This window comes from uncultured Campylobacter sp. (assembly GCF_938045775.1).
Lineage (GTDB): Bacteria > Campylobacterota > Campylobacteria > Campylobacterales > Campylobacteraceae > Campylobacter_B.
Map to the genome: position 1 here is coordinate 1 of NZ_CALIBH010000278.1, position 22,674 is coordinate 22,674.

At 46.1% G+C, this 22,674-nt stretch carries 24 protein-coding genes; 14 read left to right on the forward strand and 10 right to left on the reverse strand.

The features are described 5' to 3' along the window. Window positions 1-16: 16 nt before the first annotated feature. From tilS to panC, 3 genes are read right to left on the reverse strand one after another with little or no spacing between them, the layout of a single operon-like run. Complete coding sequence (gene tilS, locus Q0238_RS11535; RefSeq protein WP_297946217.1) at window positions 17-1,018, reverse strand: tRNA lysidine(34) synthetase TilS; 1,002 nt, start codon at window positions 1,016-1,018, stop codon at window positions 17-19. Then, the gene (locus Q0238_RS11540; protein WP_297946220.1) at window positions 1,015-2,517 is read right to left on the reverse strand and encodes a MiaB/RimO family radical SAM methylthiotransferase; all 1,503 of its coding nucleotides are present in this window, start codon (window positions 2,515-2,517) and stop codon (window positions 1,015-1,017) included. The genes tilS and Q0238_RS11540 overlap by 4 nt, the downstream gene beginning before the upstream one ends. Before the next feature lie 2 nt (window positions 2,518-2,519). Beyond that, entirely contained in the window at window positions 2,520-3,341 is an 822-nt protein-coding gene (gene panC, locus Q0238_RS11545) for a pantoate--beta-alanine ligase (RefSeq protein ID WP_297946224.1), read from the reverse strand. Between the two features lie 163 nt (window positions 3,342-3,504). Here panC and Q0238_RS11550 point away from each other — a divergent pair, with 163 nt between their 5' ends. From Q0238_RS11550 to Q0238_RS11570, 5 genes are all read left to right on the forward strand, one after another. Then, window positions 3,505-3,804, forward strand: coding sequence for a DUF883 domain-containing protein (locus tag Q0238_RS11550; protein ID WP_297946227.1), 300 nt, complete (start codon window positions 3,505-3,507; stop codon window positions 3,802-3,804). 259 nt (window positions 3,805-4,063) lie between these two features. Further along, entirely contained in the window at window positions 4,064-4,300 is a 237-nt protein-coding gene (locus Q0238_RS11555) for a hypothetical protein (protein ID WP_297946230.1), read from the forward strand. A 58-nt stretch (window positions 4,301-4,358) separates the two neighbouring features. Next, on the forward strand, window positions 4,359-5,456 hold the full coding sequence (gene prfB, locus Q0238_RS11560) for a peptide chain release factor 2 (RefSeq protein WP_297946232.1): 1,098 nt from the start codon (window positions 4,359-4,361) through the stop codon (window positions 5,454-5,456). 20 nt (window positions 5,457-5,476) lie between these two features. Beyond that, complete coding sequence (locus Q0238_RS11565) at window positions 5,477-5,812, forward strand: type II secretion system protein (RefSeq protein ID WP_297901914.1); 336 nt, start codon at window positions 5,477-5,479, stop codon at window positions 5,810-5,812. Window positions 5,813-5,822: 10 nt separating this feature from the next. After that, window positions 5,823-6,260, forward strand: a complete 438-nt coding sequence (locus tag Q0238_RS11570; RefSeq protein WP_297946235.1) for a hypothetical protein — start codon at window positions 5,823-5,825, stop codon at window positions 6,258-6,260. 152 nt (window positions 6,261-6,412) lie between these two features. Here the strand turns inward: Q0238_RS11570 and Q0238_RS11575 are convergent, their stop codons facing one another. The 3 genes from Q0238_RS11575 to Q0238_RS11585 all read right to left on the reverse strand — a co-directional run bounded on the left by Q0238_RS11575 (window position 6,413) and on the right by Q0238_RS11585 (window position 9,250). Beyond that, the gene (locus tag Q0238_RS11575) at window positions 6,413-7,153 is read right to left on the reverse strand and encodes a hypothetical protein (protein ID WP_297946238.1); all 741 of its coding nucleotides are present in this window, start codon (window positions 7,151-7,153) and stop codon (window positions 6,413-6,415) included. 41 nt (window positions 7,154-7,194) lie between these two features. Then, window positions 7,195-8,100: a hypothetical protein gene (locus Q0238_RS11580; protein ID WP_297946241.1), complete on the reverse strand. Its 906-nt coding sequence runs from the start codon at window positions 8,098-8,100 to the stop codon at window positions 7,195-7,197. A 583-nt stretch (window positions 8,101-8,683) separates the two neighbouring features. Beyond that, on the reverse strand, window positions 8,684-9,250 hold the full coding sequence (locus tag Q0238_RS11585) for a PAS domain-containing protein (protein WP_297946244.1): 567 nt from the start codon (window positions 9,248-9,250) through the stop codon (window positions 8,684-8,686). Window positions 9,251-9,406: 156 nt separating this feature from the next. Here Q0238_RS11585 and Q0238_RS11590 point away from each other — a divergent pair, with 156 nt between their 5' ends. The 6 genes from Q0238_RS11590 to Q0238_RS11615 all read left to right on the forward strand — a co-directional run bounded on the left by Q0238_RS11590 (window position 9,407) and on the right by Q0238_RS11615 (window position 16,321). Further along, window positions 9,407-10,639 carry an MFS transporter gene (locus tag Q0238_RS11590; RefSeq protein WP_297946247.1) on the forward strand — a complete coding sequence of 411 codons (1,233 nt, stop codon included), beginning with the start codon at window positions 9,407-9,409 and terminating at the stop codon, window positions 10,637-10,639. A gap of 85 nt (window positions 10,640-10,724) precedes the next feature. Beyond that, window positions 10,725-12,989 (forward strand): thiosulfate reductase PhsA, encoded by a 2,265-nt coding sequence (phsA, locus tag Q0238_RS11595; protein ID WP_297946249.1) that lies wholly within the window; start codon window positions 10,725-10,727, stop codon window positions 12,987-12,989. Window positions 12,990-12,999: 10 nt separating this feature from the next. Then, on the forward strand, window positions 13,000-13,566 hold the full coding sequence (locus tag Q0238_RS11600; protein ID WP_297946251.1) for a 4Fe-4S dicluster domain-containing protein: 567 nt from the start codon (window positions 13,000-13,002) through the stop codon (window positions 13,564-13,566). Continuing rightward, window positions 13,559-14,530 (forward strand): NrfD/PsrC family molybdoenzyme membrane anchor subunit, encoded by a 972-nt coding sequence (nrfD, locus tag Q0238_RS11605; RefSeq protein WP_297946253.1) that lies wholly within the window; start codon window positions 13,559-13,561, stop codon window positions 14,528-14,530. The genes Q0238_RS11600 and nrfD overlap by 8 nt, the downstream gene beginning before the upstream one ends. A 26-nt stretch (window positions 14,531-14,556) precedes the next feature. After that, window positions 14,557-15,210 carry a response regulator transcription factor gene (locus tag Q0238_RS11610; RefSeq protein WP_297946256.1) on the forward strand — a complete coding sequence of 218 codons (654 nt, stop codon included), beginning with the start codon at window positions 14,557-14,559 and terminating at the stop codon, window positions 15,208-15,210. After that, window positions 15,203-16,321 (forward strand): HAMP domain-containing sensor histidine kinase, encoded by a 1,119-nt coding sequence (locus tag Q0238_RS11615; RefSeq protein WP_297946260.1) that lies wholly within the window; start codon window positions 15,203-15,205, stop codon window positions 16,319-16,321. The genes Q0238_RS11610 and Q0238_RS11615 overlap by 8 nt, the downstream gene beginning before the upstream one ends. Before the next feature lie 92 nt (window positions 16,322-16,413). Here Q0238_RS11615 and Q0238_RS11620 read toward each other — a convergent pair whose 3' ends face one another. The 3 genes from Q0238_RS11620 to Q0238_RS11630 form a co-directional block, all read right to left on the reverse strand. Beyond that, window positions 16,414-17,133, reverse strand: a complete 720-nt coding sequence (locus Q0238_RS11620; RefSeq protein ID WP_297946263.1) for a hypothetical protein — start codon at window positions 17,131-17,133, stop codon at window positions 16,414-16,416. Between the two features lie 137 nt (window positions 17,134-17,270). Continuing rightward, the gene (locus tag Q0238_RS11625; RefSeq protein ID WP_297946266.1) at window positions 17,271-18,089 is read right to left on the reverse strand and encodes a cache domain-containing protein; all 819 of its coding nucleotides are present in this window, start codon (window positions 18,087-18,089) and stop codon (window positions 17,271-17,273) included. Further along, entirely contained in the window at window positions 18,086-18,457 is a 372-nt protein-coding gene (locus Q0238_RS11630) for an HIT family protein (RefSeq protein WP_005870777.1), read from the reverse strand. The genes Q0238_RS11625 and Q0238_RS11630 overlap by 4 nt, the downstream gene beginning before the upstream one ends. 162 nt (window positions 18,458-18,619) lie before the next feature. On the opposite strand from Q0238_RS11630, the gene Q0238_RS11635 reads away from it, so the two are divergent. After that, window positions 18,620-19,828, forward strand: coding sequence for an MFS transporter (locus tag Q0238_RS11635; protein WP_297946268.1), 1,209 nt, complete (start codon window positions 18,620-18,622; stop codon window positions 19,826-19,828). 229 nt (window positions 19,829-20,057) lie between these two features. On the opposite strand, the gene Q0238_RS11640 is transcribed toward Q0238_RS11635, so the two are convergent. Next, window positions 20,058-20,666, reverse strand: a complete 609-nt coding sequence (locus Q0238_RS11640) for a YigZ family protein (protein WP_297946270.1) — start codon at window positions 20,664-20,666, stop codon at window positions 20,058-20,060. 70 nt (window positions 20,667-20,736) lie between these two features. On the opposite strand from Q0238_RS11640, the gene galU reads away from it, so the two are divergent. Together galU and Q0238_RS11650 are read left to right on the forward strand one after the other, a co-directional pair. Beyond that, on the forward strand, window positions 20,737-21,573 hold the full coding sequence (gene galU / locus Q0238_RS11645; RefSeq protein WP_297946272.1) for a UTP--glucose-1-phosphate uridylyltransferase GalU: 837 nt from the start codon (window positions 20,737-20,739) through the stop codon (window positions 21,571-21,573). Continuing rightward, a partial coding sequence (locus tag Q0238_RS11650; RefSeq protein WP_297946274.1) for a glucose-6-phosphate isomerase occupies window positions 21,560-22,674 on the forward strand: 1,115 nt, incomplete at its 3' end. The genes galU and Q0238_RS11650, both read left to right, overlap by 14 nt.

Here is a 22,674-nt window from a genome sequence, read left to right on the forward strand (position 1 = left end):
GAGGTAAAATAAACGCTCATAAAAGCTCCTCAAATAGCGCAAGATCCACGCCCGAAGCAAACAAAAATCCGCGGTTTATCGGCGGGATGGCGAGCCGTCTGCACGCTTCTTTAAATTTCTTGTCCATCGCGGCTTTGATATATGGTGTTACAAAGATAAATTTTACGCCCGCGCCGACGGCTACCCTGCCGCCTAGCACGCAGCCCGTGCCATTTTCTATACAGCGCGCGCATTCGTTTCGCTGCGCCGAGCTTAGTACGAGCCCCAGTCTCTTGCACGCCTGGTCCACGCCACGAATCTCGTTTGCACCGCGTTTTATGAGGTAAATTTTAGGTGCGGGATTGGAAATTTCGGGAGTTAAGCTTAACGCGTCGGTCGCCAAAAACTCAAAGCTTTTTTTCACGCCGCTAAAGTACTCATCCAAAAACGGCTCGCTAAATTTAGCGCGAATAAAGCCTCGTTTAAACCTGTCCGTTAAATTCGTCTCGTCGGTGAAGTATTTTAGGTTTCGCTCACGCAAAAACCGCTCCAGCTCGCACTTTCGCACGCCCAGAAACGGACGAGCGATCACGTAGTCCTCGCGGACTTCGAGCTCCTGCATGCCAAGCAGCTCACTAAGCCCAGCGCCGCGCCCAAGCTGCATCAAAAACCACTCAAATTTATCGTCAAACTGATGCGCTAAGATCAAATTTTCATAGCCCTGCTCGCGGCAAATTTGGCTGAAAAACTCATATCTAGCCGCGCGCGCTTCGTGCTCAAAATTTGACTCGCCCAGCTGCACGCTTTTTACGTAGATTTGTTTGTTAAATTTAGCCGCCAGATCTCGTGCTGACGCGACCTCGTCCTTGCTCTGCGCGCGGACGTTATAGTCCACGATCGCAAGGTCAAATTTCACGCCCGCCTCGCCTAAAAGGTAAAAAAGCGCCGTGCTATCGACGCCATGCGAAAATGCAAGCAGATTTTTGCCGGCCCGCAGCAAGGCTAGAATTTTGCTTGGAATTTCGGGCGAGTTTTTCATTGTCCTTGCGAGCTTTTTAGTACTCGCGCAAGCAGTCTATCGCCAACAAATTCCGTGATTTCGCACTCGTATAGACCGCCTACTTTTAGATTTTGCACGCAGCTTTCGTTGATTAAAATTTCGCCGTCGATGTCCTTGTCCCATGCAAGAGGCTTGGCGCCGTAAAAAAACTCGCCCTCGCTGCTGGCACCTTCGATTATTAGGGATATCTTTTTGCCTACGAGCGCGCGCATGCTGCTATCTATCGCCTCGCGCGTGATTTTTTCGATTTTATTCAGACGGCGGCTAATTGTCCGCGCAGGGATTTGCGGCATCGCAAAGCTCGCCGTATCCTCCTCCTTGCTGTAGGCAAAAGCTGAAATTCTATCAAATTTAAACTCCTGCAAAAAGTCGCAAAGCTCGTCAAATTCGGCTTTGCTCTCGCCTGGGTGTCCGACGATGACGCCCGTTCGTAAAAATGCGCCCGGCGCACTTCGCATTAAATTTAAAAGCTCTTTGATCCGCGCCGCGCTCGCGCCGCGCTTCATCAGGCTTAGCATTTTATCGTTTATGTGCTGAATCGGCATGTCGAAGTAATTTGCGAAAACGGGTGAGTCCACGATCGTGCGGATGAGTCGCTCGTCGGTGCTGGTAGGGTAGAGATACAGCACGCGCGCGACCTTGACGCCTCTAATTTTTTCGATGCGTTTTATCAGTGCGACTAGATCTATATCCTGCTCGTGGACTCTTTCGTCGTCTGCACTCTCGCCGCCAGAGCCCTTACCGCAGGCGAGCCCACTTTGAGCGGAAATCTTATCTCCCGCGCTGCCGCTTGAGCCATCGGAATTCTGCCCGTCGCGAAAGCCCGTAAAATTTAACTCGCCTTCGGAGCCTTTAAAATTTGATCTGCCCTTGTTGCCGCGTCTTAGATCGCGACCGAAGCTGCTGGAATCTTGCGCTATAAAGCTAAAATCGTAAAATCCGCGCGCTACCAAACTGCGTACCTCCGCTTCGATGTCCTCGATACTGCGGCTTTTTAGGCGACCTTTGAAGCTCGGAATGGCGCAGAAAGAGCATTTTTGATTACAGCCCTCTGAAATTTTGATGTAGGCGTGGTAGTTTGAGCCCGTTATCACGCGCTCTTCGCTTGCTTGCAGGTAGGTGTCCGGGCTAAATAAATTTTGCTTTTTTAGGATGATTTCATCGATCTTGTCGTAGTCGCCAACGCCGGTGAAAAGATCGACCTCGGGCAGCTCCTTCATCAGCTCCTCGCGGTAGCGCTGCATGAGGCAGCCCGTGACGACCAGCAGTGCGCCGCTTTTTTTCTGCTCGCTAAGCTTCAAAATCGTGCGGATACTCTCCTGTTTGGCGCTTGCTATGAAGCCGCAAGTATTTACGATCATCACGTCCGCACTCGCAGGTTCATCCGTGAGCTCATAGTTTTGCAAGCGCCCAAGCATGATCTCGCTATCAACTAAATTTTTATTGCAGCCCAGCGAGACGAGATGGAGTTTTGCCATTTTTACAGCCAGATATTATCGATCAGGCGGGTTGTGCCGACCTTTGCGGCAAGCAGGATTATCGTATCGCCTTGCTTGATCTGTGAAATTTCATTAAATTTGTAATCCACGAACGCTATATAATCGACCGCCAGCGGCTCAAGCACGCTAAGCATCTTTTCGCGGATTATATTTAGGCTGATCTCGCCTTTTTTAATAAGCGAGCTGGCATTTAGCAAGGAGCGCGAAAGCTTAAGCGCCATAAGCTTTCCCTCCTCATCCAAATAGGCGTTGCGCGAGCTAAGCGCGAGCCCATCACTCTCGCGCACGATCTCACAAGGGATGATATTTATAGGCATAAAAAAGCTCTTTACCATCTTTTGCACGATGAAAAGCTGCTGGGTGTCCTTTTTGCCCATATAAACGTTGCTAGGACGAGTTAGATTAAAAAGCTTATTTAGCACTTTAAGTACGCCGTCGAAGTGCCCAGGGCGCGTTTTGCCTTCTAAAATTTCACTTATTGGCTTAGGTGCTATGATCGCTGGCTCCTCCGTGCTGTAAATTTCATCCGCGGTCGGGATAAAAAGCGCGTTCACATCGAGGCTTTCGCAAATTTTAATATCGCCCGCTTCGTTTTTTGGGTAGCTATTTAGATCCTCGCCGGGCAAAAACTGCGCCGGATTGAGGAACGCCGAGACGATTACAATATCGTTTTCGTTTCGCGCCCTTTTTATGAGGCTTGCATGCCCCGCGTGCAAAGCTCCCATCGTAGGCACAAAGCCCACGCTGCCGCTTGCCGCCGCTCTGAAGCTTTTTAGCTCCTCTACACTTCTAATGATCTGCATTGTTCTCTCTTTTCAATATAAAATATTAAGGTTGGCAATTATATCAAAAAATATTAAAGGTATAAATTAAGCGCAAAGGGCGGTCTATTTAGTGAGCGTTAATCAATAAGTACTAAAATCTACCGCGAGCTTTAGCTCTAAATAAACTTCAAAAGGAGCGAAAATGGCTACTCAAGAGACAAATTTAGATTCTTTGAAAAAGGATATCGACTCTTTAAAAGCGGATTTTAAAGAGATTATGAAATCCATCAAAAACATAGGCGCAGAGCGTGCGGAGTCTGCTAAGGATAAAATTCTAGATCAGCTAAACAGCAATGAGATCAAAAAGTATATAGATGATCTAAGGCTTAAAGGCAAAGACGGCATAGAAAGCGTAAATGACACGATAAAACAAGATCCGATAAAAAGCGTCGCTATCGCTGCAAGTGTTGGATTTTTGCTCGCTTGGTTGCTGAAAAAATAATGGCCGGCATATCTGAATTTATAGTTTCGGTAGTAGAGCTCGTAGACGCTCAAGCTAGCGATATTAGGCGCTCTTTTTTAAAGAGCGCCAACTCGGTTTTACTAAATATAATTACGGGCGTGATTTGCATTATAGGCTTAGTATTCTTTTTGTTAGGACTGCACGCGCTTCTTGAAAAAACTATCGGAGAAATTTGGGCGTATTTTGCTTGCTCTATCGCAGCTTTTTTATGCTCTATTATCGTGTATAAGGTGCTTTCGTGCAAAGCGAAATGACAAAAGAAAAGCTAAGACTAGTGGTGTCTATGCTTGAAGACAAAAAAGCCGATTGCAAAAAGTTAAAGCTAGAAGAAGCAAAGCTAAAACTGCTACTAAACGACCCCTTGCCCGATCTCTCGGCGGAGCTTAAACTGATTAATCATGGCAATATCAAGCAGGTTTTGATATCCCTAATAGATAAATGCTTCATAATGCCCGCCTTAAATAAAATTTTATAAACAACCTTAATCCAAAATATGTTATAATCACGCCAAAAGCATAAAAAGGTCTTAAATTTTGGATAATTACGAATACACGGAACTTTTAAAAACCCTAAGTACTAAAGTCGAAAATATTGCAGGCGTCGTAAAACCGGAGAACATTAAAGCGCGCCTAAAAGAGATCGAGGAGCTTGAAAACGATCAAAATCTCTGGCAGGACGTCGCAAAAGCAGGCGCCATCGGCAAAGAAAAAACTAAAATTTCAAATATCTTAAATAAATTTCTAAACGCTAAAAACGCCGTAGATGACGCGAAGGGCTTATATGAGCTGGCAAACTCGGAAAACGACGAGGAGACGATAAACTCGCTTTTTGCCGAGGCGGGTGAGTTAGAGGACAAAATCATAAATTTAGAAATTTCTATGATGCTTGGCGGCGAAAACGACGATAAAAACGCTATCGTCAGCATTCATCCAGGCGCGGGTGGTACGGAGAGCAACGACTGGGCGAGTATGCTATACCGCATGTATCTGCGCTTTTGCGAGCGAGAGGGCTTTAAGATTGAGGTTTTGGACTTTCAAGAGGGCGAGGAAGCAGGTCTTAAGGACGTTAGCTTCATCGTGCGCGGCGAGAACGCCTACGGATATCTGAAAGCCGAAAACGGCATCCATCGCCTGGTGCGCGTAAGCCCATTTGATAGCGCAGGGCGCAGACATACGAGCTTTTCAAGCGTAATGGTAAGCCCCGAGCTGAATGACGATATCGAGATAAATATCGAAGAGAAGGATATTCGCGTCGATGTGTTTCGCGCAAGCGGCGCAGGCGGGCAGCATATCAATAAAACCGAAAGCGCCGTGCGTATCACGCACATCCCAACGGGTATCGTAGTAAACTGCCAAAATGACAGAAGCCAGCACAAAAACAAAGAAACGGCGATGAAGGTGCTAAAGTCGCGCCTTTACGAGCTTGAGCTGATGAAGCAGCGCGAAAAGGACGAAAACGCGCCCAAGAGCGAGATCGGCTGGGGACATCAGATCCGCTCCTACGTGCTTTTTCCGTATCAGCAGGTCAAGGATAACCGCAGCGGCGAGGCGTATAGCCAAACCGATGCGATTTTAGACGGCGATATAAAAAGCATAATCGAAGGCGTTTTGATTTCACAAGCGAACAAATAAATTTTTTTGAAAGGATGAGAATGAGTGAAGATGGAATTTTGCTAGCGCTAGGATATAGCGTAAACGATGCGACGGTCGCGCAGCTGCGAGGAATTTTATCGAAGTGTGATTTTGAGGATAATGAGCTCGATCGCATCGTGGGGCTGAACGATAAGCTTAAAATTTACGGTGCGCATGTGGCTATGTCGAATTCAAACCCGTATTTTAAGATCAAAAACGACGCTACGAATGAGGAGCGCAAGACCGCTGTTGAGGATATCATCAGCGCTTGGTCGGAAAAATTTAAGCTCAAGCTACAAAAAGTCGCGGGCAAAGAGACCTATTACGTTTTGGGTCGTCAAATTTCAAAAAATTAAGGAGCAAAATATGAAAAAAATTCTAGCTTTGATCGCCGCCGGGGTGTTTTTAGCAGGCTGCGTTAGCAACGCGCCAAAGAGCGCAGTCGATGCGCCAAAAAGCGGCAAGTATTCTTTCGCCGATGTCCAAGACGGAATCCGCCCGATGAACTTGCAAGGCAGCGTCGTGCAAAGCGATGCGTGCAAAAACGGCAATGGCGCGATGTGCTTAAATTTCGCCGATTCGATGTATTCTAAGCGCGACTACGCTTCGGCGGCGAACGCCTACAATGCCGCGTGCACGCTCTCTCAAAACTTCCCTGCTTGCCAAAAGCTTGCGGCGATGTTTGAAAAAGGTGAGGGCGTAGAGCAGAATAAATTTAACGCCATCGATCTATACCGCATCTCGTGCTATTACGGCTACAAGGATGCGTGCGCAAATATGCGCCGCTTAGGATATAACGGCTAAAGCTTTGGGATTTAAATTTTAAAATTCTATTTTAGATTTACTCGCTACGAATGAGCTGCTTTCAAATTCCATTCCGCCGTATAGCGGGATGGAATTTGTTGCATTGAAAATTCTGCATCATACATTTTGATAAAATTTTGTGTCACTTATAGCTAGAAATAAATTTTATCTATATCGTTGATATTTATATTATGTCTAGCTAAGAAATACTCTTTCAATTCAAAATATATAGAATTTCTAAATATCGGTATTAAATAATATCTGGAGCAAGCAAATAAGCCGATATGTCCATAATGCGGTTCACCAACTCTTAATGCAGGAAAAAGCGAAAATCTCCTATCGCCGCTTTTTCCCAAAACAAGACAAAAGATAAATTTTACTAATATATTGCCCACAAACTGAAACAAAGCAAAGCTCAAAAACCAACGAGCAACTACAAGATCAATTGTCATGAAAACCAAGCATAGCAGTGCCGCTATAAACAGATATATCCATCCTCTTTTCCCTTTAATATTTCCTATAAAAAAGGACCAATCCATATTATGCTGCAAATTTTCACATTGCTCGACATATGCGATTTTGTCTTTTTCGTAAAATTCTATTTGGTTGTTTTTAAGCTGTATCATCGGTCTCTCTTTTCTATAATCTATAAGCTCCGGCAATATAATAAATAGTGATAAAAATGATAGAAACAAAATCATGTATATACTGTCCTTGATGCTATAATCCGCTGCGCCGCTGGCTTTCCAATCAAAATTTACGATTATGGCAAATACGCCGCCTATAAAAAGAGAGAAAACCATTAATAGCTTTTGATATAGATATTCGTAGTTTTTAAGAATTATTGGATCTTTGTCGTAATCTCTTGTTTGCTGTTTATTAAAATTTTCCATTTATCAGTACTTTTTATAAAATCAGCTTATTTCCTTGCTTTTTAATTCGCCTTATGATATCCCTTTTTAAATTTAAATTGTCTAAATTTTACCTTTTTGCTAAATACCGACAAGGTGCGCGGGACGCTATCCAAATCTATATGCGTTTTGCGCATAAAATACTCTTTTAATTCCAGATACTCTTTTTTGCTATAAATCAAAACATTTATAATTCTAAGATCGCCCGTTTCGCCGTATATCACAAGTCGGTCATAGACGCCTAAGCATCTGAAACTGCCATTTTTAAGATGCATCAATATGCTCGCTCCAAACAGGCTAATTGCTATCATCGAAATTAGCGCGATCATCGCATGCATTCCGCGCATAACGTATGCACCCAAAGGCCAAAGCGACAAAAACAGAATTTCGGGTATGCTTATCCTCTGCTGCCGGTCCCAGCGCGGATCAAAACTAATCGCAACGGCGCCGATTTGTTCAAGCTTCAAAGATTTATAAGCTTTATCTACTTTATAATATTTGATATCCGAATCGTTAAATACAAAATAGACGCCCTTTTGTTGCTTTCGCCTGATAAAAAACATTACCAAAGCAAAAGGGAGTAATCTAAAATTTTTGGGCTCAATGGGGTTTACTACGGTAACGACCGAGATGAAGAATAAGCATCCTATAAGCGTAGCAATCGTGGAATATTTCATATAGTCGTAAAAAGCATAGTCTTTTATTATTATCGGATTTTTGTCGTAATCTCTGGCTTGGACTTCAGAGCTTTTGTTAATAGCGGTATCATCGGAATTTAAAGTCTTAGAGCTTGCATCTTCTAATTTTAAATTTTTGAAGTCGAAAGCATTAAAATTTTTGGGATAAAGACCTTCTGTTAGATTTTGCTTTGTATCGCTGTGCTGATTATTTAGGAGTTTTCTTAATTCCTCAAGCCTGCTTTGATCCATTTATCGCCTTTAAATTTGATGGACGCGCCATTTTATATTCTCATCACTTAAAGCTCAGTAAAAATTTTATCGCTCATTCGCTGTCCTACAATGAGGCAAAGACTCTAGAAATTTTAAGCTATACGTAAAATCTACCATAAATCCAAAAAAATCTAATCAAGCGTATAAATTTCCTTATTTTTAAATCCGCCTTATACCCAACTTTTTAAATTTTAAAGCAACCCTCGTGTCTTATGGCAAATTTCTCTCTTAGCAAATCACCTCTTTCTTAGATTAAGTAGCTAGATAGCTCGATACCCTGTCGTAAGTTACTTTCTAGCGCTTCACGGAGCTACGCTAAATACGCATCAGGAATTTTAGATGCAGAAACAACCGGTGTGATACTACTAGGCGTAAAATATATAAGAAATCTAAAATAGAATCTTTACAGAATTTTTATTAAATTCCGTATTTCAAATTTAAGAAATTTCCGTGGAATTTTGGCTAAATTTCGCATTTTTATAATTTTATTATGTCATGGAATTTTCGAGGTAAAATTCCAACCAATTCCGCGGAATTTTAATTTGCGTCCGTGTCAGTCACACTAGCTAAAAAGCTTTTTCATCGCCTTAAAAAACATTGCGGTGAGCGGATTTGATTTGCCTGAGACCTTTGCGATCCAGCTCTCGTAGGTCTCGCCTTTACTTTTTAGAAAATCCACGAGCGCCTTTTGGCTAGCCTGCATACCGCCGTTTCTTTCAGCATCCAGTAGCGCCCTATAAATAGGCTCTATAGTTTCGATCGCAGATCTTGGCGGAGCCTTGCGAAATGCCGTGTATTCGGTGATCTGCCCTGTTACAGGGTCTTTTTTAGAAGTAAATTCCGTAATGACCCAATAAAAGCGCCCGTCCTTGGCTAAATTTTTAACCATAGCGGTAAAATCCTTGCCTTGTTGTATCGTATCCCACATGAGCTTAAACGCTATGCGCGGCATATCCGGATGACGTATGATGTTATGCGGCTGCCCCAAAAGCTCAAGCTCACTATAACCGCAAATCATACAAAAATACGGATTTGCAAACGTGATAATGCCCTTCGGATCGGTTTTGGAAACTATATAGCGCTTCTCATCGAGTTTGATTTCCTGATTAATCGGAGTCGGTCTTTGCATTTTTAATCCTTTGCTTAAAAATTTATTGCAGAGTATATAAAATTTTTCTTTTCAGAAATATTAAATTTTCGTTAAATTTTTATAAATGTTAAATCTTTAAGTGAATTCTTAAAATTTAATGTATAATCTCAAATCAAAATTTCAAAAGGCAGCGCGTTGAAAAATCCCTTCCTATCGCTTAAATACTCAAATTTTAGAATTTATTGGATCGGGATGAACCTCTCGCTGATCGGTTCTTGGATGCAAAGCGTCGCGCTGCCGTGGCTAGTGCTAAGCATCACCGCAGACGCTTTTAAGGTCAGCCTTGTAGCCGCGGCGAGGTTCCTGCCCGCGCTACTTTTCATGCCGTTTTCCGGTGTACTGCTAGATAAGTTTAATCGCAAAAAGATCCTTTTGCTCGCTCAAATAGGCATGGCGGTGACCGCCTCAATTTTCGCGGTTATGAGCTTTTGCGAGCTATATTCTTTCGGCAAAATTTTATTTTGCGCTTTTGCAAGTGGCATCTTTACCAGCATGGACGCCCCGAGCCGTCAGTCGATGGTAAAAGACCTCATCGACTCGCCCCGCGATCTAGCCAACGCCATAGCGTTAAATTCTATGTCCTTCAACGTCGCTCGTATTGCAGGACCCGCACTTGCGGGGATCGTAATGGCGCTGTGGGGCGTGGGCTTTTGCTTTTTATTCAATGCGCTTAGCTTTTTAGGCATCATCGTTTCGCTGTTTTTCATAAAAATTCCGCCATCCGTTACTACGCTATCTAGCAGAAGCGGAGGCGTTTTTGCCTCGATCGGTGCTGGGATTTCGTATGTATTGCACAAAAAAACCCTAAGCGAGCTAATGATAATAGTGCTTATCGTAGCGACGCTGGTGCCAAATTATAATGTAACAATCTCGGCGCTTGTTAAGCTTAGCCTAGACGCGGATGAGCGCAGCTTTGGATATTTAATGTCGGCTCTAGGCGTGGGAGCCTTTTGTGGCGCGCTTTTCGTAGCAATTTTTGATAAACTTGGCATCCGTAAAATCAGATCGTGCGCGATCGCTATGGGGGTGAGCTTAGCTCTTACTGGGGCTGCGAATTCCTTCGCATGGGCTGCGGCAGGGCTTGCCGTAACTGGATTTCTTTTCGTAATCATAAACTCAAGCATCAACTCCACCGTGCAGATGCATGTAAGCAACGAATTTCGCGGGCGCGTGCTTAGCTTATACGCGCTGTTTTTAATAGGTAGTACGCCATTTGGAGCGCTCATATCGGGCTTTTTTACAGAGCTACTGGGCGCTCGCGTAGCCCTTGCGATCTGCGGCGCAATTAGCATTTTGCTACTGCTAGCGCTATTTTATGGCTTTAAAATACGGCGCAGGACGCATTTTATCTTTCGAGATAAAGTCTAAGCCAAAAGCTGCATTATCAAAATTAACCTTATTTTTACGATGAAGCCTTAGAATTCCTACCGAAATTTAAAGGTAAGGAGTTTTTATGAATAGACGAAATTTCCTAAAAAGCACCGCCGCGATCGGCACGCTAGCGACGTTAAATCTAAATTTAAACGCTAGCGCGGTTACAGGCGGAACGGAAAAGAAAGTCGCCAGCGTCTGCGAGATGTGCTCCTCGCGCTGTCCTATCGAGGTGACCGTCAAAGACGGCCGCGGCGCTCTCATCGAAGGCAACCACAGGTTTGCAAACAAAACCTCCGTCTGCGCTCGCGGCGGAGCGGGCATCAATCAGCTCTACGACGATCAAAGGCTCATTAAGCCGCTCATTCGCGTAGGCGAGCGCGGCGAGGGCAAATTTAAAGAGGCGAGCTGGGATGAGGCGCTTAAAATTTGCGCGCAGAAGCTTGGCGAGATTTCGCAAAAATACGGCCCGCAAAGCGTAGTTTTCACCTCTAAAACGGGCGAGCACCACACTCAGATGATGAATTTCGCCTGTGCCTACGGCAGCCCGAACATCTACTCGCACTGGTCCTGTTGCCCGATCACCTATAATATCGCCGTGCCGCACACCTTCGGCACCAATATGCGAAGAGACTACGGCGATGCAAAATATATCGTAAATTTCGGCCACAATCTCTTTGAGGGTATCGACATCTCAAAAACCAAAAAGCTCGCAAAAGCCGCGAGCAGAGAGGATGTAAAGCTTTTGGTGCTCGATCCGCGCTTTAGCACCGTAGCTTCCAAAGCCGATGAGTGGCTACCGATAAAGCCGGGAACCGACGCGGCGTTTTTGATGGCGCTAATTCACGTCTGGCTGCGCGATAACAAATACGACAAAAAATTTATCGAACAATACGCCGTGGGGCTAGAGGAGTTAAGGCAGTCCGTGAAGGATACGACGCCGCTTTGGCAAGAGGGCATCACGGGCATCAAGGCAGACAAGGTTGAGCGCATCGCAAATGAAATTTACGCCGCGGCTCCCGCAGTCATAATCGATTGGGGTCATAAAACCACGACCGCCAAAGCCGAATACGTCCGCACGCGCGCTATCGCGATCGCAAACGCGCTGATGGGAAACGTCGAGAGAAAGGGCGGAATTTACTTCTCGAAGGACTCTAAAACCTTCAACGCGCTTTGCAAAGAGGATCTCTTCCCTACTATCTCAAACCCGGATAAAAATTTTAAAATTCCAAAGACCGCGCGTATCGACGGCTGCGGCGAAGAAGGTAGCGAAAATTTCTTCGTGCCGCGCAAACACGGCGTTTTGATGCAGATCGCGCCTACGATTTTAAGCGAAAAGCCATATCCGGTAAAAGGCTGGGTCAGCACGCGCTTTAACCACCTCATCAACGTTGCGGGCGTAGATAAGAGCGTAGAGGCGATCAAAAAGCTGGACTTCGTGCTCGCAATCGACGTGTATATGAGCGACTTCGCGTGCTTAGCCGACGTGATCTTGCCCGAATCAACGTATTTGGAGCGTGATGAGTCGATTCAAAACAAAGGCGGCACCGCGCCTGGATTTGTGATGCGAAACAAAGCCGTCGAGCCGGTGGGCGATACGAAGTGCGGCTATGAAATTTTTAGAGAGCTTGCAAGGGTGATGAAGATCGATAAAGACTACACCTGGAACAACATTGACGAATACCGCATGCAGCAAGCCAAAGGCAACGCCGAGCTAATCGCAAATTTAATCAAAAACGGCTACGTAAGCTACAAGGTGCCGAAGCTGTATTACCGAGAGCCGAAGCTCGTGGCTAAATTTATCGATAAATATCCTGCCGCGGCGGAATTCGTGGATGAAAACGGCGAGATGAGCTCACAGATGAAATTTAAAACCCCGAGCGGCAAGATCGAGCTTTTCGCGCCGGAAGTGGAGGAGCTTTTCGCGGGATACGGCTGCTTAAACACCGAGGGTATGGACGTATTCGGCGGGCACAAATACTGCCTAATGACCGGCAAGACCGCGCTTCACACCAACGGCCACACTCAAAATGTCAAAATTTTAAACGATATGATGAACGAATCGCCGGTTTGGATCAGCCCGGCTTCTGCAAAAGCGGAGGGGCTAAAGACGGGCGATGTTGTGAAGCTTAAAAACAAATTCGGCGAGCAAAAGGCTAAAATTTTCGTCACGCAAGGCATCAGGGACGATTGCCTATTTTTATACCACGGCTTTGGGCACGTAAGCCCCGGACTAAAGCGCACGAACGGCGTAGGCACCAACCAAAGCGTCCTTCTCGATCCCGCTGCGGGTCCTGTGGTAAGCACGATGGTAACCAACGTCGGTGTCGATATAGTTAAAATTTAAGGGAGCGGTTATGAAAAAACTCATAATGATTCACGACGAAAATTTATGTATAGGTTGCCAAGCCTGTTCGGTTGCGTGCAGGAACGAAAACGGCGTACCGAGCGGCGTTTATAGGCTGCAAGTGCACGGCAAAACAAGCGGCATTTTTCCAAATTTAAAACTTGATTATTCGCGCGCCAGCTGCGTTATGTGCGAGGATAGCCCCTGCGTGGACGTCTGCCCTACGGGAGCGAGCTTTAAAACCAAAGACGGCGTAACACTCATAGACGAGAGGCTTTGCGTCAGCTGCAAATACTGCATCCTGGCCTGTCCTTACGACGCTAGATTTGTCGATCCTATAACGCACGCTATCGGCAAATGCACCTTTTGCTATACGAACCGCACGAGCAAAGGCTTGCAACCTGCCTGCGTAAGCGTGTGCCCGACCGACGCTTTAGTTTTCGGCGACGTAAACGACGCGGGCTCTGGGGTAAATAAGCTGCTAGCCAAAACGAGCGTAGAATATCCGAAAGCGTATCTAAACACCAAACCGCGCCTAGCGAATATCAAAAACAAAAAAGGAGGACGCTATGAATAATATGTGGGGCGATATGAGCCAATACTCTGAAATTTACTGGCCTTGGCCGATTGCGATTTATCTATTTTTGGCGGGTCTTAGCGCGGGAGCGACGATGGTGGCGCTTTTAGTCAAATGGAACCGCCACGAAAGCGAGCAAAATTCTATCTGGGACGCGATGATTAGAGCGGGTGCGATCACGGCGCCGCTTACGATCTGCGCGGGGCTTTTGCTTTTGATCTTTGATCTGGGCAAGCCACTTAGCTTTTATCTTTTGCTGATCAAATTTAACTTTGGCTCGGTGATGAGCCTCGGCGTGGCGGCGCTTTTAATCTACGTGCCGCTTAGCTTCGTATTTGCGCTATGCGTCTTCGGCGAGGAAATTTGTAAATTTAAACTGCTCGCCTTTCTGCGACCTATCGTAAATTTACTAAGCTCGTTTGCCAAAGCATCCAAACTTTTCGAGCGGGTTTTGTTTGTCCTTGCTCTTTGCGTGGGCGCATACACGGGCTTTTTATTAAGCGCGGTGATGAAAATTCCGCTTTGGAATACTCCGGTGCTGCCGATTTTATTTTTGCTGTCGGGCTTTTCCAGCGGCATCGCGGCGAGTATTTTAGTTGGACTTCTGTTTTTTAAAGGCTCGTTAAACAAAGATAGCATAAAATACCTTTTGGTGCTTGATCTGCGCGCGATACTTTTTGAGATTCCGCTTTTGTTCATTCTATTTGTCGGGATGTATTTTGAGGGCGGCACTAGCGCGCTTGCGGCACAGCAGGCTTTGACGCACGAGGTTTACGGCAAAATTTTCTGGATCGGCGTTTTAGGCACAGGTCTCATCGCTCCGATCATCATCGCCTTTACGGCGCTGAAAAACCACGCCTACAAACCTGCGTTTATAGTTTTAAATTCTTTCGTCGTGCTTTGCGGCGTGGTCCTGCTTCGCTACTACATCGTATATGCGGGGCAAATTTGCACGGGAGCGTAGTTTCGCTCCCGATTTAGGGAGCGAGTTTGAAAATTTTACTTTTAGAGGACGATTTTGAATACAGAAGCAGCGTAAGTGAGTATCTTACGGAGCTTGGCTATGAGGTGGACGAATGCTCTAGCGGCGACGCGGCCTGCGATAAGATCGCCGCGAATGCATATCACTTGCTGATTTTAGACATCAAAGTGCCGGAGGTCTCGGGCGAAGAGGTGCTCAAATACGCGCGCAGCCTCGGACTCAACACTCCCGTAATGATGATGACCTCGCTCGGCGACATCGACGATTTGAGCCAGTGCTACGAGCTAGGCTGCAACGAATATCTAAAAAAACCCTTCCACCTAGCCGAGCTTAAATTTAGGGTAAGCGAGCTGATGCGAAAGTATTTCGGCGACGAAAAGGGTGCCGTCAAGATCGCGGATAAATTTCACTACTTCGCAAATTTAAAAATTTTAAAACGCGCGGACGAAGAGATATCGCTAAGCGCCAAAGAGATCAAAATCATAGAATTTCTACTCGCCAATATCAAAAGATTCGTAAGCGTCGATGAACTCATCGCCGACGTATGGGACGGCGAGGCGGGCAGCGTCGATGTGCGCGTGCATATCAGCAACCTCCGCTCCAAAACGAGCAACGACTTCATCCTCTCCAGCCGCGGACTCGGATATAAGATCAATGCTTAAAGGGTTTAAATTTACGCTTTTTAGCGCGATCTTCATCATCGGCGCCTTTATAAGCGAGAGTCTTTATATCATCTATTTAAACTCCAAAATCGAGGAGAGCGCCGACATCGCCGAGCTGATACAAAAAAGCGACGAAGCCCTAGCCGGCGCAGATCTGAATCTAAAAGACGAGCTAATCTACGACTACGCGATCCTAAATGCAAACGGCGAAATTTTAAGATCAAACCTAAGCGTCCAGCCGCCGGATTTTGCGTTTATCACGCTGAAATTCGGCGGACGGGTGTTTTTTAAGCGCCACTTTCTACACGAGGGCAAGCTGCATTTTTTCGTCATCTCAAAAAAGATAAGCTACGCCAAGATAGAATTTATCGCGATCTCCACGATCTTTATCACGATTTTCGTAGCGCTCATCATCGCGCTGTTTAACTACAAAATCATAAAAAATTTCTACGCCCAGCAAAGCAACCTCATCAAGGCGTTTTTCAACGACGCGATGCACGAGCTAAAGACCCCTCTGGGCGTCGCGCTCATCAACACTGAGATGCTTGGACTGCGCGATAAGCACACCGCGCGCATAAAATCCGCGCTTAAGCAGATGGTAATTACTTACGAGGACGTGGAGTACTTCATCAAAAGCGGCAAGATGAGCTTAAAAAGCCGCCGCATCGATATGAGCGAGTTTTTGGGCGCTAGGATAAATTTCATCTATCTGGTCGCAAAAAGCAAAAACATAAGTCTGCAATCGCGAATAGCGCCCGACGTGAGCGTCTTTATGGACGAAACCTCGCTAATGCGCCTCATCGATAACACCCTAAGCAACGCCATAAAATATTCTCGTCCCGGCGGCAAAGTCATCATCGCGCTGGAAAAGGGGGTGAGCATAGCGGTCTTTAGCGTACAGGACTTCGGCATCGGCATAAAGGATACGAGCGCGATCTGGGATAGATACTCGCGCGAAAACGCGGCTCTTGGCGGATTCGGTCTCGGGCTAAATATAATCGATAAAATTTGCAAGCGCTACGGCATCGCAAAAAGCGTCAGCTCGAAGCTTGGAGAGGGCAGCACCTTTTGCTACAAAATCCCGCTGTTTAAGCAGAAGCTTTTGGACTAAAACGGCACGTGAAATTTAGGCGTAAATTTTAAAATTTAGAAGTAGAATTCGCGCGGCTAGGGCTTTTTAAAATTTTGTTTTAGCGCGGCTTTTCAACCGCCTGTAAGTTCCCTGCCTTCCAGGTATTCTTTTTCTACATCGTATTTTACGTCGCCGCAATTATCGAAATATATTTTTTCCATTGGTCTGTTGTGTTCATAATAAATTTTTAAATTACCTTTATTTAATGCTTCCCATATAAAAAAATTATGATCGAAATAATCCTCGTGAAGTATGTAATCGTTATCTAGCATTAAAGTATAATCATATCCCAAAACACTAATTAGCGGTTTTGAGAAACCGGCACTCATATTATTTAAATTTATTTTTAAATACTTTTTAGGATCCGTAGCTTTTGCGCTAAGGATATTCATATAGATCTCTTCGGATGTAAAATTCTTATCCATATAATCTCCTAAAATTTTTATATAATTATTAAAATTCAGATTTTCCATCTCATAATAGCTCGTATCATACCTTGGCTTATAGAAAAAATCCTTTTTTCTCCATTCAACCTGTGCTGTGTACATATCCATAAATTTATCCAAATATTGCCCTATCGCTCTTTTATACAACTCCTCTTTGGGTAAAATTCTATCCTCTTTTAGACAATAGCCTTGTTTGTATTTGTCGTAGTCGGAAAGGGAAACTATCGCGAAGCCTCGTGAAGTGGAGTAATCGGGCACGATGCGGATAAATGAGGCGCAGAGTATTATTATAAGAAGCAGCACTCCAGCTAGCGCTTTAAATTTAACTGATTTATAAAATTTCATATCGACGCTCCTTTTAAAATTTAAAATTTCAGCGCAGATTTTTGCGATTTTACGATCAAATTAAAAACGTCCTCTCGCCGCGCCACCGCCGCCGCGACAAAGCAGGCAAGCGATAGGCGCAAATTTAAATCTCGCTGCTAGCCTTCGCGGTGCAAAATTATATAGCCCAGCTTCGTGCCGTTTTCGTCCGAAAACGCCCTCACGTAAAAATAATGCCCATCCTTTTTGATAAAACTCTGCGCCCCAAAATCAAGCGTCGCCAAAATCGACAAAACATCGTAATCCGGCGCGCTGTTTACGACGATAAAGTCCTTGATAACGCCTATTTTATCGTAGAAGCAGTCGGTCTCAAACCTCTTATCTACGAGGATAAAAATATCGTTTCCCATGCGGTTGATCTGCGCGATGACGTGCTCGAAATCGAGCATTATCTCGGCGCTTCCGATAAATTTGCCCTCGCTAAAAACGGGGGAAATTCCGCGCATGAAAACCCCGCACCGTCCCATCTCGACGAGCGCTTTGGGAAGCAGACTATGGCGGATCTGCAAAAGCGAATGGCGAAACGAGCTCAGATCGTCGTCGTAAAATTCGTCGCTCCAGCTCCTAGCCAGGCTTCTGGTGTTTTGCGTATGAAAATGTATCTTCACGCCCGTATAAAAGGGCACTGCGCTTAAGATATCTTTGTATTTTTTCGTCACGTCCATGCACTCGCCGTGTTTGCCGCTTTCGAAGCAGCGCACCACGTCGCTATTCTGCGACAAAATCAGCGAAATTGCAAAGGCGTTTAGCTTCTCTTCGTCCACGATCTTTTCAAACAAGCTCGCGCTAAAATCGAGCTGCTGCTTGATTTTTATCTCGTTTTCCTCGCTTTTAAAGCGCAGATAAAACGCAAGCGCGATGCCGCAGCAAGCAAGCGCGAAAAGGCTTAGATATTTTTTGGAGCGCGCGCCTATCATCTGAATTCCATCTTTAAATTTGCCGCTAAAACTTCTGCAAATTCGCTAAATTCCGGCAGATCGAGTTTGCCGTTGCGCATCTTTTTTCCCCAGACGGACTCCGGGAAAAAGCTGTCGTTTTTAAAGCGCGCCTGGACGTGAAAATGCACGCGCGGCACGTAGTTGGCAAAGCTTGCGATGTTGATCTTATCGGGCGCGTAAAACTCCCGCAGGCTCTTTTCGCACTGAAGCACGGCACGCCACAGATGCGCCAGCGTCGCCTCGTCGCAGTCGCTAAGCTCTTTAAATTTAGCCTTCGTAAAGACCTTCACCCACGGCACTTCGTGCTCCTCGCGCTCCACGTAAATCATCTCGTCTTCGTAAATCATCGCTTCTCCTTGAAAACGGAATTTTAATGCAAAGCCCATTAAAGCTCGGTAAATTCCTCTTACATAAATAATATACTAAAATACATTAATTAAATATATCTATAAAATATCGATATATTCGTGATTTTTATGTTATAATTCTATTTTTTAAAAGGAATATATATGAAATCAGTTTGGATAATGATCCTATGCGCCGCGGCGATTTTGATGATTACGATGGGCATTCGTATGTCATTAGGTCTTTTCGTGCAGCCCATAATGCAAGCAAATTCCCTATCCATCGCGCAAGTAAGCTTTGCGATGGCAACTACGCAGCTGGTATGGGGCTTTTCGCAACCGCTTAGCGGGATACTTGCAGACAAGCTCGGTGCCTACGTCGTGCTATTTTGGGGCAGCGTGCTTTTGGCGATTAGTTGCACTCTTGTGCCATTATTTAGTAGTGAAAGCGCGCTTGTATTAACGATGGGTTTTGGGCTTGCACTGGGGCTTGGCGCGGGTAGTTTTCCGATTCTAATGAGCCTAATGGCAAAGCGCCTGCCATTTTCTATCCGCTCGGTTGCTAGCGGAGTGCTAAATGCAGGCGGCTCGTTCGGGCAGTTTTTATTTGCGCCTATGATTGGGTTTTGTATCGCAACGCCCGCTTTAGGATACGGCGGCGTATTTTTTACGCTCGCAGGGCTTAGCTTGCTAATTCTGCCGCTTGCGAGACTTTTAGCAGGCGGTAAAATTCTACTTGGCGAACAAACCAGCCTGCATGAAGAAGATAAGCGCAGCTTAGGTGAAGTGCTACGTTTAGCACTGCGCGATAAAAGCTATATTTTGATAAATTTAAGCTTTGCTACGTGCGGTTTTCACGTAGCGTTTTTAGTGACGCATCTGCCTAGCGAAGTAGCGCTAAGCGGGCATGGCGCGCAGGTAGCGTCCTTTTCGCTCGCACTGATTGGCATCGCAAACATCGTAGGCAGCTTATTCGTAGGCTGGTGTGTTTCCAAAGTGCGCTGTAAAGTCATTTTATTTTGCATATATGCCCTGCGTATCGCTCTTATCGGTGCTTATGTGCTCTCACCCAAAGATAGCCTTACGTTTTATATCTTCAGCGTAGGATTAGGATTTACCTGGTTAGCGACCGTACCGCCTACTGCGGCTGCCGTCGGTAAGCTGTTGGGAACGCGATATTTAGCAAGCCTATTTGGATTTACGATGCTTTCGCATCAAATCGGCGGATTTTTTGGCGCATACATCGGGGGTCTTGCGGTACGGGCATACGGCGCGTATGATTATATGTGGTATTTGGATATGGCGCTAGCGGCTATTGCAGCTCTGCTAAGCCTACCTGTGCGTGAAACTAAGATGAAGCACGTGAAATTTTAAAAATTTTATGGGATTTTAAAATTTACGGACGGAATTTTCGCAAAATTTTGCAAGCTAAATTACGACGAAATTTTGAAATTCTTAAAATTTTAAAATTTATCGGATTTTATGTTTCGCACGATGAAATTTCACTTTAGCTTTAAAATTCCGCTACGATAAAATGCAAAATCCGTTTATGCTTTCAAATTTAGCCGAGACGAGCTTTTAAATTTTATAGAATTTTGAAATTTTAAAATTTCGGCTCATGCAGCATTTTAAGGGTCGGCGCGAGAGCATCTACAAAGCCCATAAATTTTTCAAATTCCTCTGCGCTAAACTCTGCGCTAAACTCCGCTCCCGCAGCGCCGAAGCTTGCCTCATAAACAAAACCCGATTTTTTTAAAAAATGTTCAAATTTAGCTACCGCCGCAAACGGCACGAAAAACGCGCACTTCTTACGCAGCACGAATTCCACTAGTTCTGCGGTATCCGCAGCGGCGTCTATCGCGGCATTTGCGCTACTAGCGTATGCCCGCACCAGCCCACCGGTACCCAGCTTGATGCCGCCGAAGTAGCGCACCACGAGCACCGCAGCGTTAATCAATTCGGCACCGCGAAGCGCGTTTAGACACGGCGCGCCCGCGGTCGATTTGGGCTCGCCGTCGTCGCTCGAGTTTTCTACGATCTGCCCGGGCTCGTTCAGCGCGCGATACGCCCAGACGATATGGCGCGCTTTAGGATGCTGCTGCCACAACTGCGCACGTAGCGTCTCAAAGCTCGCTAGCGGCGCTAGATAGGCGATGAAGCTTGATTTTTTGATCTCCTGCGCGGCGCTGATCTCTTTTTCAATCGTTTTCAAGGCTTTCCTTTGCGGAATTTTATCTTTTTTGCATTATAATAAAAGTTCAAAAAAAGATCAAAGGAGCTTCATGATCCAGACCTGTTTATTTCCCGCGGCGGGCTACGGCACGCGCTTTTTGCCCGCGACCAAATCGCTACCAAAAGAGATGCTTCCGATCCTTACCAAGCCGCTCATTCACTACGGCGTGGACGAGGCGCTGGAAGCGGGCATGGACAATATGGCTTTCGTCACGGGTCGCGGCAAACGCGCGCTGGAGGATTATTTTGACCGCAGCTACGAGCTGGAGGATCAAATTTCAGGCAGCAGCAAAGAATATCTGCTCAACGAGATCAGGGCGCTTATGAAGCGCTGCACCTTCTCTTTCACGCGCCAAGAGCAGATGAAGGGGCTCGGTAACGCGATTTATACGGGTAAAATTTTAATCCGCGACGAGCCTTTCGGCGTGGTGCTCGCAGACGATCTGTGCGTGAACGAAAACGGCGAGGGCGTGCTTGCGCAGATGGTTAAAATTTACGAAAAATACCGCTGCAGCGTCGTTGCGGTGATGGAGGTGCCGCCGCAGGACGTAAACAAATACGGCATCATCGCGGGAAAGAGCATCAGCGACGATCTGATAATGGTCTCGGATATGATTGAAAAGCCCGAGGCTAGCGAGGCTCCGTCGAGCTTAGCCATCATCGGGCGCTACATCCTAACGCCTAATATTTTTGATCTCATCGAGCAGACGGCGCCTGGTAAAAACGGCGAGGTGCAGATCACCGACGCGCTTTTGAAGCAGGCTCAAAACGGCGTGGTGATCGCGTATAAATTTAAAGGCACTCGCTTCGACTGCGGCTCGGTAAAGGGCTACGTGGAGGCGATCAAATATTTCTACGAGCGAGAATTCGGCGATGGTAAAAAATGAGCTGTTTTTCCCGCCGGCAAAAGAGGGCGCGCTAGAAGAGATAGCGGCAAAGATCCGCGCCGAATACGAAAGCGGCGAGATAGGCTACTACCGCCTGCCGCAGCAAGGCGCAGACGTAATAGCGCGGGCGCAGGAATTTTTTAGCGCACGAAGCTACGACGGGGTCGTGCTTTTGGGCATCGGTGGCTCCAGCGTAGGCGTGCAAGCGCTTTATGAGATGCTGCGTCCGCGCGTAAGAAAGAATTTGCGCTTTGAAATTTTGGATAATCTCGACGGGCACAGTGTAAACCGCGCGCTTGAAGGGTTAAATTTTGCTCACACTATCTTCATAGTATCCTCCAAATCGGGCGGCACGATTGAAACGATCTCGCTTTTTAAGGTCGTTTTGCAGCGTTTCGGAATTTCAAATTTAAAAGCGCTAGCAAAAAATTTCATCTTTATCACCGATGCGGGCTCGCCGCTTGATATCTTCGCGCGCGGGCACGGCGCCTGCGTGATAAATATGCCCGCTAACGTAGGCGGTCGTTTTAGCGTGTTAAGTGCGGTAGGGCTAGTGCCAGCAGTAGGGCTAGGGCTCGATGCAAGCGCGATGCTACGCGGAGCTGCCGCCGCAAAAGAGCAGTATCTGGATGAAATTTTAGCAGGCGATCCCGCTAAAATCGCGGAGAATAAAATTTTACGAAAAGCCCATCACTACGCCACGCACAAAAGTGCGAAAATCAACGTCCTTTTTAGCTATGGCGACGCGCTGCGCGCATTGGGCGAGTGGTATGTGCAGCTCTGGGCGGAAAGCCTAGGTAAAAAGATCGGCTTTAGCCGCGAGGGGCTTACTCCTGTAGGGCTTGTAGGCTCGCGCGATCAGCACAGCTTCCTTCAGCTCATAATGGACGGCGTAAAGGATAAGACCGTGACTTTCTTAAAGCTCACGGACAACGGCACTACGGACGCGGTGCCCGGTATCAGTCTGCAAGGTCTTGAGGGCTGTGACTTCGTAAACGGCATGCGACTGGACGAGGTGCTAAATCTTCAGTGCGATGCTACGCTGCAAGCCGTACTAAATGAGGGCATCAGCGTCGATCTTATCGAGGTTCCGCAGCTTTG